The 16,105-nt window shown below is 44.0% G+C and carries 17 protein-coding genes; 8 read left to right on the top strand and 9 right to left on the bottom strand.

All coding sequences use genetic code 11. The annotated features are described in order from the left end of the window. The first annotated feature begins 182 nt into the window (after positions 1-182). The gene (locus HQN88_RS17250) at positions 183-1,757 is read left to right on the top strand and encodes a sensor domain-containing diguanylate cyclase (protein WP_173114522.1); all 1,575 of its coding nucleotides are present in this window, start codon (positions 183-185) and stop codon (positions 1,755-1,757) included. Positions 1,758-1,799: 42 nt separating this feature from the next. On the opposite strand, the gene HQN88_RS17255 is transcribed toward HQN88_RS17250, so the two are convergent. The 3 genes from HQN88_RS17255 to HQN88_RS17265 are packed head-to-tail and all read right to left on the bottom strand — an operon-like array spanning position 1,800 to position 3,051. Further along, positions 1,800-2,114 (bottom strand): DMT family transporter, encoded by a 315-nt coding sequence (locus HQN88_RS17255; RefSeq protein ID WP_173114525.1) that lies wholly within the window; start codon positions 2,112-2,114, stop codon positions 1,800-1,802. After that, entirely contained in the window at positions 2,114-2,449 is a 336-nt protein-coding gene (locus tag HQN88_RS17260) for a DMT family transporter (RefSeq protein ID WP_173114529.1), read from the bottom strand. The genes HQN88_RS17255 and HQN88_RS17260 overlap by 1 nt, the downstream gene beginning before the upstream one ends. A gap of 23 nt (positions 2,450-2,472) precedes the next feature. Beyond that, positions 2,473-3,051, bottom strand: a complete 579-nt coding sequence (locus tag HQN88_RS17265; RefSeq protein ID WP_173114532.1) for a TetR/AcrR family transcriptional regulator — start codon at positions 3,049-3,051, stop codon at positions 2,473-2,475. Between the two features lie 176 nt (positions 3,052-3,227). Between HQN88_RS17265 and spoVB the strand changes: the two genes are divergently transcribed. Further along, entirely contained in the window at positions 3,228-4,778 is a 1,551-nt protein-coding gene (gene spoVB / locus HQN88_RS17270) for a stage V sporulation protein B (RefSeq protein ID WP_173114535.1), read from the top strand. On the opposite strand, the gene HQN88_RS17275 is transcribed toward spoVB, so the two are convergent. Both HQN88_RS17275 and HQN88_RS17280 read right to left on the bottom strand, forming a co-directional pair. Continuing rightward, entirely contained in the window at positions 4,764-5,246 is a 483-nt protein-coding gene (locus tag HQN88_RS17275; RefSeq protein ID WP_173114538.1) for a DUF2798 domain-containing protein, read from the bottom strand. The genes spoVB and HQN88_RS17275 overlap by 15 nt on opposite strands. A gap of 222 nt (positions 5,247-5,468) precedes the next feature. After that, entirely contained in the window at positions 5,469-6,140 is a 672-nt protein-coding gene (locus tag HQN88_RS17280) for an HAD family hydrolase (protein ID WP_173114737.1), read from the bottom strand. 218 nt (positions 6,141-6,358) lie between these two features. Between HQN88_RS17280 and HQN88_RS17285 the strand changes: the two genes are divergently transcribed. Further along, positions 6,359-6,628, top strand: coding sequence for a hypothetical protein (locus HQN88_RS17285; RefSeq protein ID WP_173114541.1), 270 nt, complete (start codon positions 6,359-6,361; stop codon positions 6,626-6,628). Between the two features lie 83 nt (positions 6,629-6,711). Here the strand turns inward: HQN88_RS17285 and HQN88_RS17290 are convergent, their stop codons facing one another. Continuing rightward, positions 6,712-7,128: a hypothetical protein gene (locus HQN88_RS17290; RefSeq protein WP_173114544.1), complete on the bottom strand. Its 417-nt coding sequence runs from the start codon at positions 7,126-7,128 to the stop codon at positions 6,712-6,714. A gap of 131 nt (positions 7,129-7,259) precedes the next feature. Continuing rightward, positions 7,260-8,813, bottom strand: a complete 1,554-nt coding sequence (locus tag HQN88_RS17295; protein WP_274319535.1) for a malate:quinone oxidoreductase — start codon at positions 8,811-8,813, stop codon at positions 7,260-7,262. Positions 8,814-9,394: 581 nt separating this feature from the next. Between HQN88_RS17295 and HQN88_RS17300 the strand changes: the two genes are divergently transcribed. Next, positions 9,395-10,054, top strand: a complete 660-nt coding sequence (locus HQN88_RS17300) for a phosphatase PAP2 family protein (protein ID WP_173114550.1) — start codon at positions 9,395-9,397, stop codon at positions 10,052-10,054. A gap of 4 nt (positions 10,055-10,058) precedes the next feature. Beyond that, on the top strand, positions 10,059-10,913 hold the full coding sequence (locus HQN88_RS17305) for an RCC1 domain-containing protein (RefSeq protein WP_173114553.1): 855 nt from the start codon (positions 10,059-10,061) through the stop codon (positions 10,911-10,913). Between the two features lie 3 nt (positions 10,914-10,916). On the opposite strand, the gene HQN88_RS17310 is transcribed toward HQN88_RS17305, so the two are convergent. Together HQN88_RS17310 and HQN88_RS17315 are read right to left on the bottom strand one after the other, a co-directional pair. Next, positions 10,917-11,666, bottom strand: coding sequence for an ABC transporter permease (locus tag HQN88_RS17310; protein WP_173114556.1), 750 nt, complete (start codon positions 11,664-11,666; stop codon positions 10,917-10,919). Continuing rightward, positions 11,663-12,406: an ABC transporter ATP-binding protein gene (locus HQN88_RS17315; RefSeq protein ID WP_173114558.1), complete on the bottom strand. Its 744-nt coding sequence runs from the start codon at positions 12,404-12,406 to the stop codon at positions 11,663-11,665. Before HQN88_RS17315 ends, HQN88_RS17310 begins: the two co-directional genes overlap by 4 nt. A 163-nt stretch (positions 12,407-12,569) precedes the next feature. On the opposite strand from HQN88_RS17315, the gene HQN88_RS17320 reads away from it, so the two are divergent. From HQN88_RS17320 to HQN88_RS17330, 3 genes are read left to right on the top strand one after another with little or no spacing between them, the layout of a single operon-like run. Continuing rightward, positions 12,570-13,913, top strand: coding sequence for a spore germination protein (locus tag HQN88_RS17320; RefSeq protein WP_173114560.1), 1,344 nt, complete (start codon positions 12,570-12,572; stop codon positions 13,911-13,913). A gap of 3 nt (positions 13,914-13,916) precedes the next feature. After that, positions 13,917-15,026 carry a hypothetical protein gene (locus HQN88_RS17325; RefSeq protein ID WP_173114562.1) on the top strand — a complete coding sequence of 370 codons (1,110 nt, stop codon included), beginning with the start codon at positions 13,917-13,919 and terminating at the stop codon, positions 15,024-15,026. Next, a complete protein-coding gene (locus tag HQN88_RS17330; protein ID WP_173114564.1) occupies positions 15,023-16,102 on the top strand; it encodes a Ger(x)C family spore germination protein in 1,080 nt (359 codons plus the stop codon). Before HQN88_RS17325 ends, HQN88_RS17330 begins: the two co-directional genes overlap by 4 nt. The last annotated feature ends 3 nt before the right edge of the window (positions 16,103-16,105 follow it).

The raw sequence follows: 16,105 nt of genomic DNA on the forward strand, positions 1-16,105 counted from the left end.
AGGCACTTCTATGTGCGTAGTTACTTGAAAGTAACTGGTTTCTGAAGAAATTCACGCTTCTGGTGTATGTTTTTTTTCATGTACTCTTAAAAGCCCAGTTAATATATGTGTCGAATATGGTAAAATAATCTGGAACTCATTCTAGACCTGTTCAGTAATCACAGGAGCATAAGGGGATAATTTTGATTAATTTTCTACTACCACTATGTCTTTTCTTACTCCCCGTCGCTTATTTAAGCGTTATTTCTTTTCTTATATACAGTAGAAATCCTAAAAAAATTGAGAATAAATTCGCTGCTTTTATTCTAATTACCATTGCAGGCATATTCTTTACGGAGTATGCAAAAACACAACTGTCCCTTGCATACACCATCCCGATTGCCAAATATATCGAGTATCCGTTGACATTCTTAAGCGCTGGTGTAAGTTTCTTATTCTACTTAAGAATTACGCATTACCACAAAAAAATGTCCACGGCTATGCAATACAGTATTGCTGGTCTTACGTTTACCTTGTATATGCTTACCCTCTTACTAGGTCGAGGCTACCGGTTATTTCATGGTGTTGACATGCACGGAATGTGGAAGGATGAAATAGCTGCGCCCTCGTTCTATTTTTTTGTCCTACTGCTCTTCTTACTCTCTTTTTCAGTTCTAGGTATCGCCATTCAAGCACTGCGGCAATCCCAGAATAACTTACAACGAAAAAAATACAGTCTTCTGCTTCAATGCAGCGTTGTCTACTTAAGTACCTATCTCTTTTTAACAATTCTAGTACCAGTTACTCAACCCTACCTATATATTTCAACATCCGTGTATATATTTCCAACGTTATCTTTTTCAATCTACATACATATTCTCATGCGTAAATACGATTTTCTCCCCTCATTACGAAGGAAATATGAAATTCTTTTTGAGATGTCACCAGTTATGATTGTGCTATTGGATGAAAATGCCGTCATTACAGAAGCGAATCCTGCTGCCTATGACTTGCTCAATTGGCCTGCCCATTCTACGTTGATTGGAGAGCCTTACATACAATTCATTCCTACCGCCAATCAGGATAAATTCCTTTCCAACTACAGAAATAATTTCGGGTATGAACGTATTAAAGATTTTGAATATACCATTATCAGTAAAGCCCTAACATCTAAAACAGTCATTGTGGATACCGACATCCTTCACATTGAAGGCAACAAACAAATTCTTGCCATTGTTCGTGACGTTTCTCAGAGGAAAAAAGAAGAACAGTATATGTCTCATTTGGCCCGTCATGATATGTTGACAGGACTCCCGAATCGTTTGTCCTTCGAAACCAAACTAGGCCAATTAACAGATGGTGACACCTTATTCGAAGGTACTTTTGGCCTTATGCTGATCGATTTAGACAAGTTTAAGCCTGTTAACGACGAGTTCGGGCATCATGTTGGGGATCAGCTTCTACATCAAGTTGGGCAAAGATTAACTTGTATAATGGAGCACCAAGATATGGTGGCACGGCTAGGCGGGGATGAGTTTGTTGCCATTATTAGAGGGAATAAGGAGCGCATTACGAGCGTTTCGAAGGCTATTCTTCAGCAAATCACAACGGAATTTCTTCTTGATGGGATTACAGCTCAGATCGGTGCCAGCATCGGAATTAGTATGTATCCAGCGCAAGGTGACCAAGCTACAGCATTAGTTCGTCAGGCAGACTCTGCCATGTATGTGGCGAAGAAAGCTGGCGGGAATCGGTTTATTTTTTTCACAGAATCATAATTAGGAAAAAGACCAAGCCCCCTCCTCGGAGTGCCTGGTCTTTTACGCTATTAATTTCAATCCTACTGCAGCACTTAATACCATCGCGATGAACACAATCCGCTTCCAATTCTTAGATTCCCCATAGAACAACATGCCTACGATTGCTCCTCCAACCGTCCCAATGCCTGTCCAGACCGCGTAAGAGGTGCCCATAGGCAAACTTTTCATGGCTTGACTTAGAAATGCAAAACTCATAATGATACCTACAATGAAAATAGCAAAGGCACGAATATTCTTCGCTTTATTGATTTGATTCATACCGACGACACCTACAACTTCGAACATCCCAGCAAATACGAGAAAAAACCAACCCATTAGGCTGCAGCTCCTTTCTCACCGTTTGTCACAAATTTCAATCCAAAGACACCGGATAATAGAAGTAGAATTAGGAATACTTTAAGAAGCTGGAATGGCTCTCCGAAAAATAGCATTTCCACAATGACTGTCCCAGCTGTCCCCATCCCTGTAAAGACGGCATATACGGTTCCCACTGGTAGTTTGGTAGACGCACTAATTACGAGATGAAATGAAATATATATGGCAACGGCCGTAGCGATCCACGTCCATGTCGAATCCGAATGTTTTAATCCTGTCACCCATACCACTTCAAAAATGACACCAACGAAAATATAAATCCAATAACGATTCATGTGTACAAACCTCCTGTTGCTATTTACTTTTTAATACCACGCCAAAAGACGAACCAAGAAGATTCAATCCTTTTCATCGACCGAGCAGAACCTCCAAATAGCAATTCTACAAACATACCATCTAATAACGCTGAGAAGGCAACCGTCGCCGTATTGCTGCTAACTTCTGGGCTAATCGTTCCATTGTGTAAAGCTTGATCAAATAGCGGTATTATCATGGTTTCAATCTTATCTAGATACCCGTAACCTTGCTTAACGATCTCATCATAGAGATGGGAAGGCGGGAAAAAGGCCACGCGCAAGAAAAACTTCGTGTTATCATCCTGTTCATAACGATCTTGATATTGGATAAGAAAGCCATACAGAAGCTGATCAATGGAAAGATGTTTATTGGTGTCGAGATACGTATGAACGAAATGCAATTCTTTCGCCAGCACCTCATCAAACAGAGCGAGAAATAGTTCATCTTTCCCTTTGAAATGCGTGTAAATGGATTGCTTTTTGATCCCTACATCCGTAGCAATATCAGCGAGCGATGCACCTTCATAGCCATTTTTAGCAAAATGAGTACGCGCTACTTCTTTGATCCGTGTCGCCGTCATATCATCATTCCTTCCGAACGTTCGTCAGGATAATGATAACACGTTACCTTCCTCAGGGCAACCCGCAATCGTCGTAAATAAATAGGTAAAAGAAGAGATCATCATCGGCTTGTTCGCATGCTTTTCCAATTATTGAATACATATGTAAGTATTCGATAATCAGGAGGACACAAGTCATGTCACAACATGGGCAATCGTTCATGAAAGGTACGTTCGTCTTGTCTGTCGCTGCTTTCATCAACCGTATTCTCGGTTTTATCAGCGGCATGTATATCGCTCGCGTCTTGGGTGCAGAGGGAATCGGCATCTTGATGATGGCTCATCCGCTCGTCCCACTCGTCATTACGATTACGGAGCTTGGATTGCCAGTGGCCATCTCCAAATTGGTTGCAGAGGCAAACGCTCGCGGCGAACGGATGAAAGTGCGGCGCATCCTGCATGTCTCACTCGCTGTTACGGGGTTCTTAAGCGTAGCGCTCACGACCATATCGCTATTCGGTTCGGAATGGATCGCCTCCATTCTACTTAGTGACCAACGCGCGTATTACGCGATGCTGGCCATTACGCCGATTGCGCCGATTGTCGCTGTTTCCGCCGTTTTAAAAGGATATTTCCGGGGCATGCAGCAGATGAAAACTATTGCTGCTTCCGATGTGCTGGAGCATACCGTGCAAATCGCCTGCGTCCTAGCGCTGGTTCACCTCTTGCTCCCTTATGGCGTCGCTTATGCGGCTGCAGGAGCAATGGCCGCCTCTGTCGTCAGTGAAGCGATCTCCCTCCTATTTCTGGTGGCAAGCTACAAGCTTTACGGCGAATCGAAGATGCCTGGCGAGACGTGGGCAAGCCACTTGAAACAAGGGAGAAGCACGCTCGGCGAGCTGCTGCAGATCGGACTGCCGACGACTGGGCACGGTGTCATTCATTCGTTGTACAGCACCTTCCAACCGCTGCTTATTACGACCAGCCTGGCGCTTGCCGGTATCGGCACGGCATTAGCCACGAAGCAATTCGGGATGCTGGCTGGCTATGCGTTTCCGCTGCTGTTCATGCCAAGCTTTATCACGCAGTCCTTGTCCACCGCTCTCATTCCTGCAATTGGTGAGGCCGCAGCAAACAAGAACAGTCTGCTCATACATGAGCGGATGAATCAAGCGATGATCTTGGGACTCCTAATCGGCGCACCGGCAACCGTTATCTTGTACGTGTGGGCGACTCCACTAACAACACTTGTCTATCATGCGCCGGAAGCAGGCGTGCTTCTACAAATACTGGCACCGATGTTTTTCCTGCATTATTTCGACGCGCCACTTCATGCGATTCTACTTGGGCTCGGCCGCGCGAAAGCTACGCTATGGAATTATGTAATAGCTACCTTATTCAAAAGCGTCTCCATCTTCGTGTTCGGCAGTCAGTATGGCATTATTGGCGTTGCGTATGGCATCGGCATCGGCATTGTGATACAAACACTGCTGAACTTTTTTTCCATCTCCAGCTCGATCGGATTTTATTGGAGTATCCGTCCGTATGTCAAAGTTGCGATCTCCATGATAATAATGATGCTTTGCGGAAATTGGAGCTATCACTATTTTGTCAACAATGGCATGCCACAGTTATGGTGCGTCATCACTTCCATCGTCTGCTCCTTGTTGCTCTATTTTGCCACGCTCGTATTTACGGGTACGCTGAATCGGAAAAGTACACGGCACCGCTTTTCAATCCCTTGGTAAAGAAGCAGGTTTAACTACCTTTACAAATACATACCGAACAAGTGGCCCCACAATAATAAGTTGAAGAGGAAAAGCGAAAATAAAATTTTGAAACACTAAAGTAAAGTAACTTCCAAGCAAGGATTCCCCCTGCAAGCTATTAGAGAAATAAGCATTTCCCAATCCGTACAAGGACATACAGAGAACCATGCCACTTACCATAAAAAATGCAAGGAAGAGTATCACAAACAGCTTTTTCGATTTGTTATAGGGTAACGAGAAAGCCATCTTTTTGGCTATAGGACCAACAATAAATAATTCCAATACGATTGCAATCAGATAAATTTGGAAAAGTTGAGCGACAATTCCCCTCCATGTTATGCTACCGATCAAGCCGTGTGTAAATAGATTATACACTGTCATGAATACAACCATGCCAAAGCACATCATCAATCCAAAATAAAATTCTTCTTTCTTCGTTGTTGGCAAGTGCTATCATCCTTTCTTTTTCCTTGTTAGTATAGCGGCAGTAGGACCCTCTTCATAAGTGAACAGTCTGTGAACCTTTTGAGGTACACTGCCTCGCCTTAGTAACATCGAAAAACCCGCAACCCCCTTCAAAGTTAAGGGATTTGCGGGTTTCTTTGTACACTGACGTTAGCAGACAACCAGTAGTGGAGCTCTTTGCAGACAGTACGCATGGTGGCATCCTTACGCCAACAAAGGTATCAATTCTTCTAACGACTTAACAATATAATCGGGGATAACGTTCTGTGGTAACACTTTATTTGACCGATTTATCCAAGCAACCTTAATTCCTGCCCTCTGGGCACCTGCAACATCACTAGTCAGAGAGTCACCAACATGAAGAACCTCTGAGGGATGAAGATTGTATGTCATAAGTGCTTTCTGAAACATCTCTGGTCTTGGCTTATATGATTTTACGTCTTCACTCGTAATCATGTTCTCGAAAGATAAACCATTATGATGAATTGCTGATTGAATGTCATGTCGGTCAATATTGGACAGAATTATTTTTGGAGTTCTGATACGTTCCAAGAATGTTTTTGCATCCTCAAATAATTGTGGGCATTGCCAGTGTTTAAATAAAATTTCACTAAGTTCTCTTGGATTTTCAGATGACTTGTAGAAAGCTATTGTATCCGCTAAGGAACAAATTTCGATCTCACGTTGGGTTTTAAAGTTATCACCGTAAGATGACTGAAAGTTTTGCGAGAAAGCATTCCACCAATAGTTCCCAATGTCTCTTATTGTAGTTTGCAATGATGTCGATGTCATAATCCTGTGGCATATCTCCTCAACAAAAACATCATCCTCGTGCACGAGCGTACCGTAGAAATCAAGAAATACCGCTTTATACATAGACAAAAGCATACCTCCTATTTTACTGCGTTAATAGTTTACCACTTTACCATAATAATGTAATTTAACTGATTTGTACATTACCTAATTGCCGAAAAGAGAGACGAATCTGCTCCTTTAATAATAAATTCGTAATCGGATGATTCAATTATATCTAGATGGTTTACTTATGTTGTATAAAGATAAAATACATATTACAGACTAGGAGAGTGGTACAAATGAAATTACTCAAAACAAAATTGGCCGTGCTTCTTGCAACATCGTGTTTAATGGTTCCGAGCGTCATTAGCGCCGCAACCGAGACTGATGCACCATACTACACTTATCAGAATGGCGTTGTTCACACCCTTGTCCATGGTGTTCTGGTTCCTGGCCGTTATACAAATGTTGATGAAGATACGGTAGCCGTTTATATCCCAGGAGGGGTAGGAATTATTGCAGTGGATAAAGATGCTGTTCTACCTTGGGGTTCCACAATCTTAGAATAGGATCATCATACGTTGCAAAAAAAGCATCGAGCCTTAGCTCGATGCTTTTTTCATTCAAGGGGATTCTGTACTTTGCATAATCGCTACTTACCTTCCCGACCTTTTTCCAGGTAGGCAACAGCACCTTTAATTCTCTCATCCACTTCGTCGCTTTGATTCTTTCCATAGACATAAAATATAAGCACATTATGAATAACGAAAGCTTTGTGTTTGACCAACTCAACAGGCCTATTGTAAAAATCTTCACGACCTTTTATCCGTTCTTTCTCTGAATGAAACATATAAAAATGAATTACGCCATCAGATAATTGGTACACGCCCGGAGTTACCCCGTTTATGCCTTGCTGGAATATATTCTCTTGATTTTCTTCTGTTTGATTGAGTTGCATACCCTCATTTTGAAAGGCTGCTACTACTTGCTCAAGGGTCAATGCGTTGGATGTGCTAGTACATCCTGCCATTACCATAAGGAAAAGAATGATCGGTACTAGAATTCGCATCTTTCACCCCTCTCTTTATGTAAACCCTATAAATACAGTACGCGATCCCGAACGATTTCCTTATGCGGGTGGGTAGAGCTTTGTACAACAAAAAGAGGAGTTCCGCCGCGAAGCCGACTCCCCACTATTTATTAACGTGACACCTCTAACGATTTCTTCCCACTTAGACCGAGAATCCGAGAAGTTGATGTATGAATTTCATCAATAAGCTCTGGATGTTTCAGAAGTGATACACCGTAACTCGGAATCATTTCTTTAATTTTCGGTTCCCATTCCTTGATATGTTCTGGGAAACATTTCGTTACTAGCTCGAGCATAACCGAAACCGCCGTAGAAGCTCCAGGTGAAGCACCAAGCAAAGCCGCTAATGAGCCGTCAGCTGAACTAATCACTTCCGTACCGAACTGAAGCGTTCCTTTGCCAGCAGCCGTGTCTTTAATAACTTGTACACGTTGACCCGCTACAACTAACTCCCAGTCCTCAATTTTGGCACTTGGGATAAACTCCCGCAGCTCTTCCATGCGCTTTTCTTTCGATAGCATCACTTGCTCGATCAGGTACTTGGTCAAAGACATGTTCTTGGCACCTGCCGACAACATCGTCACGAGATTATTCGGTTTAACCGAAGTTACCAAATCGAACATGGAGCCGGTTTTCAGAAACTTAGGTGAGAACCCTGCGAATGGTCCAAATAACAACGACTTTTTATTATCGATAAATCGTGTATCCAAATGTGGAACTGACATTGGCGGTGCGCCAAGCTTCGCTTTTCCATACACTTTGGCATGATGCTGTGCGACAACAGCTGGATTATTACATACCATGAATATGCCGCTTACCGGGAATCCTCCGATATTTCTACCTTCTGGAATACCGGATTTTTGCAACAGATGCAGGCTGCCGCCGCCACCGCCGATAAAGACGAATTTAGCTGTATGGCGCTCAACACTACCACTGTTGATATTGCGAATTTTCAATTCCCACGAGCCGTCGCCAGTACGTCTTAGATTATCAACACTGTGTTTGTATTTAATATCAACGTTTTTCTTCTTTAAGTGATCAAATAGTATACGCGTTAAAGCGCCAAAGTTTACATCCGTACCGGAGTCAATTTTGGTTGCCGCAATCGGTTCATTCGATGGACGATCTTTAATAATCAGGGGAATCCATTCCATTAGCTTTTTAGGGTCATCGGAAAATTCCATCCCTTGGAACAGAGAGTTATTCGACATCGCTTCATACCGTTTCTTCAAAAACGATACATTTTGTTTCCCAAGAACCATACTCATATGAGGCAATGGCATGATAAAGTCTTGTGGATTCCGAATTAACTTGCTGTTTACAAGATAAGACCAGAACTGCATGGAGTGTTGGAATTGTTCATTGATTTGGATTGCTTTACTAATATCTACAGATCCGTCTGGTTTCTCAGAAGTGTAATTAAGCTCGCACAGTGCCGCATGCCCTGTACCTGCATTATTCCATTCGTTAGAGCTTTCTTCTCCAGCATTTTCGAGCTTCTCAAAGACTTTAATTTCCCATTCTGGTACTAATTCCTTCAGCAGTGTCCCTAAGGTTGCACTCATGATTCCTGCACCAATTAAGATGACGTCTGTTTTCGTTTCTCTGTTGCTCATTTTAACCATCCTTATACCCTGAAATTTGCAGAAAAGATATAGACGCACCTGCTTAAGCGCTACAGCAATCCAGGTCGCAGCCTAGACACACACACCTTTTCTGTATCATTAATAAGCCAATCGATAAAATATTTATTTACTATTATATGATAGTTATAAGCACTACGACAAGAAGTGAGACGAAGAAGTCTTGTCGATAAAACGAATAACTACTAAGAAAGACCTGCAGCTTTGAGCTGTAGGTCCATAATGATTAATTGCAACACATATTTACGCAATTGAGTGATAAAGTCTGTTATTTTTCATGCTCCAAGGGTTCTCGAACCAAACTTCGCGCAATTCATTATAAACGAAACCGTGCCCTTCAGCAATACACTTCTCCCCATAACCATAAATTTACATCCTCCGCAATGCCAATCTGCATTTATATCCTGCTCCTCCTACCTGGAATCCATCCATCGTTTTCCGAGGGCAGTCACGGTTCTAGACATACCCAGTGATGAGGTATCTTTGCACCTTGGCAAACAATTGTTTAATATGATTATGTAGGTATTGTAAATAGTAATAACTTGTATTTGCAATGCTGCCCTTATCTTACTTAGATCAATCGAATTGGAGCTAACTTAACGATGCAAGCCAAATTAAAAGTAACTGTTTTCCTGGTACTAAGCATTCTTTTGGTGCTGTGCTTTAGCGTAGTTGCCTCCCTCATCAAAGGGCGATGGATCGCACAGTTCGACAGCAGTGTTATTTCTGCGATTCAAGGGTTGGAAACTCCATGGCTGACTTCCGTCATGCATGTTTTCACATTTATCGGTTCAACACCCGTTGTGATTGTTATTTCCTTATGTTGTCTATTCCTCTTCTTCAAATTCCTGCATCACCGACTTGAATTAGTTCTATTCATCGTCCTTGTTGCGGGTACAGCCATCTTAAATCAGATCTTAAAGCTCGTTTTTCAACGGGAGCGCCCTACTCTTCACAGACTGATTCAAGAAACCGGTTATAGTTTTCCGAGTGGTCATTCCATGGCGGCCTTCGCGCTGTATGCTGCGCTTTCTTTCCTGCTTTGGCGACATGTCCCCACGAAAAGCGGCAGAACGATAGTCATTTTAATCAGTATCCTCATGATACTTATGATTGGCAGTAGTCGGATCTATCTCGGTGTTCATTATCCAAGTGATGTTGTCGGCGCCTATTTGGCTAGCGGTTTCTGGTTCACGTTCTGCGTTTGGATCTTCCAGTGGTATATGGAAAATCGAAAACATCTATCCTCAACGAAGGAGTGAGATTATGAACGTTGTGAAACCTTCGCCTTCCTTAGCGGCGGGTTATCGTCATACTGTCGGGCTTAAATTCGATGGCACGGTAATAGCTGCCGGTGATAATAAATATGGACAATGTGATGTAAGCGACTGGCGTGATATGGTGGCGGTTGCGGCGGGAAATGCTCATACGGGTAATACGCATACAATTGGGCTTACATCGGATGGCACGGTGGCAGCAGTAGGTTGGAATAAGTATAACCAATGCGATGTGAGCGACTGGCGCGATATCGTGGCAATTGCGGCGGGTTGGCGTCGTACCGTCGGTCTAAAATCCGATGGCACAGTGATGGCTGTGGGACGAAATAACGAAGGCCAATGCGAGGTAGGTGGCTGGCATGATATGGTGGCGGTGGCAGCGGGGGATTGGCATACCGTCGGTCTTACATCGGACGGCACGGTGATGGCTGTGGGTAATAATCAGTATGGCCAACGCCAAGTAAGCGGCTGGCGCGACATCGTGGCGACAGCCGCGGGTTACCTTCATACCGTCGGGCTTAAATCCGATGGCACGGTGGTAGCGGCCGGTCGAAATCATGAAGACCAATGCCAGGTAAGCGATTGGCGCGATATGGTGGCGATAGCTGCGGGTAGTCATCATACCATCGGACTTAAATCGGACGGTACAGTTGCAGCCGTCGGTTGGAATAAGCATGGCGAATGCCATACAAGTGACTGGCGCGATATGGTGGCAGTTGCGGCGGGTTGCACGCACACCGTTGGGCTTAAATCCGACGGCACCGTGCTTGCTGTGGGTGATCATACATATGGCCAATGTGAGGTAAGCGGCTGGCACGGTATCCAACTGCCCAGCTATTACTAATTTCTAAAAAGTCTTTAGCTGTAAATCCTCTGTAAACACTAATTTATAGCTAAGTATGCTCAGCAGTATGCTGGTAATTGCCGCGGAACCCGTGAAGGAAAATACGATTAAAATTTGGTACCGCACGGCTTCAACTGGTGCGGCGCCTGCTACGATCATCCCTGTCATCATGCCTGGAAGCTGGACTAACCCCACTGTCTTCATACCATCAATCGTTGGGATCATACTGAACTTGACCGCTCGTTTGCGAACTTCTTGCAGGGCTTGTCCTGCAGTAGCACCTAGAGAGAGCAGCGCTTCAATCTCACCTTTCGATGAAAGGACTTCTCTCTTGAGTTGGCTGACGAACAAACCTGAAATGATCATGGCGTTCCCGATCGTCATCCCGCTCAGCGGTATAATGTACTGCGGAGTAGATTCAATAAGATGTAGTCCGAGAAGTAATCCCATCATACCGATTTCCACCGCTGCAATGGCGAGAGCGATTCGCCATAGGATCCCCGGCATTCCGTCTCCTCGCTTAGATGCATTCCACGAAGCCACTGAAATCATAAGAACAATGATGATCACTAAATACATCGCATGATCGGTTTGGAAAATATACTGGAGTACATAACCGATAAATAATAATTGCAACGATGATCGAATTGTGCCAATCGCAATCTCTTTCTCTAATCCAAGTTTCTGCCAAAATGATATCATCATCGTTGCCATAACGAATAGCAAAGTAAAGCTAAGTGACAGCATCGTCATGATTGAACCTCTTCTTTCTTAAAACCAATGAATGTCCTCGCCGCTTCTGTAGACGGTTCTCTGAAGAATTCCTTCGTTGGCGCATCTTCCAAAATCGTGTTGCCTGACATAAACCATACCCGCTCACTCATTCGTACGGCTTGTTCAAGCTCATGCGTGACCCAAATCATCGTTGTTCCTTCACGTGCATGCCATTCCTGAAGCAATTGCTCAACAGCCCTTGTATTCATCGTATCTAAGGATGATGTAACTTCGTCGAGCAGTAACACAGCTGGGCGCAGCAGCATGGACCGGATCAAGGCAACTCGCTGCATTTCCCCGCCAGACAATTCGCGGGCATTTTTGCTGAGGTCCAGCCCAGTAAGCCCTGAAGTATGTACAAGTTCTTCTGCAAGCTTGCGATCAAATGAATAGCCATGAAGCCGGCTTGCCGTGCTTAAATTTTCCTCTACACTGCCAGGTAGCATGACAGCCTGCTGAGCCACATAGCAGATATGTTTCCTCCATTGTCGCGGGCCCAGTTCGCTTGAAGAGGCTCCTTCAAACATCATTTTTCCCTCATCAGGCGTAGTTAGCAAGGCTAGTGTTCGCAGCAACGTGCTTTTACCTTGGCCAGAAGCGCCGATTAATGAGATTCGCTCAGCCTGCTGAATATGTACATCAATACCAGAGAATAGGTAAGGAGACCTCGAATTCTCTGGATCATGAGAGACCTTCGCTAATCGATTAACTTCAAACATAATTGATTTCCTTTCAAAGCTTTAGAGATATCTATTTATTGTAGCACTCACTTCCAATGGGTCAATAGACTTCATCGTGATTACATATCACTTTCTGATTATTCTCCTCCCTTTCAGGGCAAGCTAAGCCGAATGGTAATGAAAGGGAATTGGGGGGATTGGCATGATCGAACGTATCCGTGCTGAATTGAATAATCCAACTGACCTATTCTATGACACCCTAGACAATGGCTATATGCAAATGGAAGTGATTTACTTTCCCTCTCTTTGTGACCTTACTTTACTTAAAAATGGATTGACCGTTCCTTACTCATACTGCTTTAATCCAGAAGAATTCGATCGCATGCTTAACGCGAACCCTGCCTTCGGCAAAGCAGATCACGCAGAGCACTGGACGTCAATGCTACTCAAAGGCACCGTCTTGTTTCAAATTGAAGAGCAGGTCTACCGGTACGATGTACAGCGGAAGTTTCAAGACAAGCCTGATACCGTTCAGGTTGAAGTTGCCCTACAGGGACCGCAGAGTGCGCTTACTGAAGATTTGGATTTAAATATTAGCCTTGTTCGGATGCGTTATAATGCGCCCTCTCTTTGCGTAGAAACCCATACGATCGGACAAATTTCGAACACTCGAGTTACCGTTCTTTATGACAAAGATCTGGTCAATGAAGAGGTTCTTGGACTATTGAATGAGCGGATTTCCACCATACAAATAAAAATTCTTCAAGCTTCCGGCCAACTCATGCAGTCGCTCTCGGGACGGAGACATCGTTTTTTCCCCATCATTCTCCAAACAGAAAGGCCAGACCGTATCGCAGCCATGCTCGAACGAGGGAAAATTGCTCTTCTTCAAGATGGAAGCCGCTTTGGACTCGTTCTTCCTGTACGGCTCTTTGATTTCCTACATGCCATGGATGATGACTATGAATCCTATTGGATGAGCAAGTGCCTCGTCCTGCTTCGCTATTTCGCCATGCTTTTAACGATTACCCTACCTGCTCTTTATATTGCGATTGTCTCTTACAATCCTGAAGTGCTTCGTGTCCAATTGACCCTTTCGATAGCAGGAAGCCGTGTCGTCGTCCCCTATCCGTCCTTTGTCGAAGTCTTCATCATGTTATTCATGATCGAAGCCTTGAACGAGGCTAGCCTCAGGTTACCGCGATATGTAGGCTCGACAGCCACAACGGTTGGTGGGCTCATTCTGGGTCAAGCTATCCAACAAGCCGGGTTAGTAAGCTCCATTATGATTATTGTGACCTCCGTTGTGGCGATCTCCAATTTCGTAATTCCAAATAACGGCTTCGGCTACTCGGTCCGCTTCGTTAAATACATCTTTGTGATAGCTGCCATTTTCTTCGGGTTGCTTGGTGTCGTCGTCCTTGGCTTCATCTTAATCTCCTATTGGTGTAGTCTTCGAAGCTTTGGTCAACCCTATTTGGCCTTCTACATCCCCAAACTTGAGGCGAAAGCACACCACTACAACCTCAGAAAGGGGTCAAAGTAAATCATGTCGCGATATACCTACTATCATGTGCTCTATGTAGGCCTGATTAATATCATGATGTTTGTCCCCTCTCTGCTGATTCGAGATCGGTTCAATGGCGCCGTTTCTGGCATGCTGGTCGCAATGGTTATTGGCTCCATCCTCTCGCTTGGCACTATGGCTTGCTTCGAACGGTTTCCAGGACTTGGCTTCCCAGAAATATGTGATCGGTATACACCACGTTGGTTTAGTCAAATCAATATCTTATTTGCCGCACTGTGCCTTTGGTTACCAGCTGGAATTATCGTGATCTATGCTTATTCAGAAACGGTTCGTATGTTCTTTTACCCCGACATTAACCCCTTTCTGAACCTGCTTCTTATGACAACCGCGGCCGTATGGGCATGCAGCCGATCTACACGTACTGTCCAATTCATTCATGAAATTATGGTCATACTTAGTTCACCATTGCTCATTTTGTTTATCATGAAAGCCATTTTCAATAAAAACATTAACTGGGATGCGATTCGTTATGTAGCTGGTTACGTCAATAAACCTCCTTCTTTCATGACGGTTGCTGCGGCCACCTTTCTGTTCTCTGGCTATCTCAGCCTCCTTATTTTTAATCGACTGTATACTGTGGGTTTTAAATTCCATTTTCGCTGGATCGTGCCGCTGTTTGGCATATTATTCTTGCTGGTTACTTTTTTTGTGCCTATCGGTTTTCATGGTACGGTTGGGGTTGAAAATTATGTGTACCTATGGAGTATGACCGCTGATTCCATGGTGACGGAATACGGGTTTATTAACCGTGTCTTGTTCGTCTTCCTGCTCCTCTTCACAGGGTTATCGCTACTGTTCGTCATGAATACCTGGCATACAACCATCATGTTGCTTCGCTACTCCATCAATGGCGCAATTGAAGTTGAAGAAGACCCTGTTCCTTGGCTGAACGTCTGGCTTGGCGTGGGCATTGGCTTACTTGCACTCCTGTTCATGCGTATTGTCAATCTGGAGCGAAATCAATACTTTTCTGAAAGCTGGCTAGTCCTTCGATTTTTCATTGAAATCTATTTCCTTTTCTTGATGCTTTATTTCGTATGGAAGCAAAAAAAGGAACAGGTACGCCTATGAAAACATTTCTCAGATGTATTTCCCTTGTACTTATCTGTACATGTCTTGGCGGTTGCAGCTTTAAAGATATCGACAAGCGTTTCTTTGTCGTCGCCATGGGTGTTGATTGGACAGGCAAGGAGGATAAACCTTATCTCGTCACTTTGCGGCTTGCCATTCCTGCTTCTAAAGTTGGTGAGGGGCTGGCAGAGAGCCAGATCGAATATCAAGAAGCCAAGAGCATTGCGGAGGCCGTTAGAAATCTTAAAGCTCATGTCGATAAAGAGCTTGATTTTGGCCATTGCCGGATGTTCCTTTTTGGCGCTAGCTTAACAAAGGAATCCCTCGAAGAACCCTTGAATTGGCTTACGCGAAGACGTGACATTCAACTGATTTCTTATACAGCTGTTGCTGAACCTAGTGCACGCAAGCTTCTTGAAGCGAACCCAACAACTGAGAGACTTGCTGGAAACTCTTTTTTTCTCACCTTCGGTAAAGAGGGAACGGTTTCTCCTTATACAGTGACCGAGCTATTGTTTGACTGCTTCCGCCGTTTCAAGGAAAAGGGGCTAGATCCTTATTTTCCAATCATTAGCTTCGATGGTGATTCTTACGTCGTTGAGCACCTTGCTCTGCTTAATAAAAAGAATCAATGTATCGTTCTCGACCCGCATGAGACTCAAGTCTATAATTTGAGTGCGAATGAGTTCAGCAAGGCCGGAATTACGATCACCTATGATGGAGAGCCATTGAGCTTCTATGTAGCACGTGTCTCGAAGCAAATTTCGATAACCAAAGAGGCTGTACCCGTCGTCAAACTGAAACTCAACCTGACTGGTATGATTGAACAAGGCGTCTTGGGTTTGGACACTCACAAAGTACAACCGCAGCTTGAACAGCATGTCAACCAAACTGTAGAGGGTCTCCTCTACAAAATCCGAGATGCCAAGGTTGATCCCTATGGCTTCGGTCTTCATTATTTGGCTCAGTATTTTGGCAAAGAGAAGGATTGGGTCTATTGGCAGTCCGTTTATCCAAAGGTTAAATTCGAGGTCGAGACACATGTGAAAATTGAGGGGACGGGATTGGTGCATTAAAAA

The sequence above is a fragment of the Paenibacillus qinlingensis genome (assembly GCF_013204845.1).
Classification (GTDB): domain Bacteria; phylum Bacillota; class Bacilli; order Paenibacillales; family NBRC-103111; genus Paenibacillus_E; species Paenibacillus_E qinlingensis.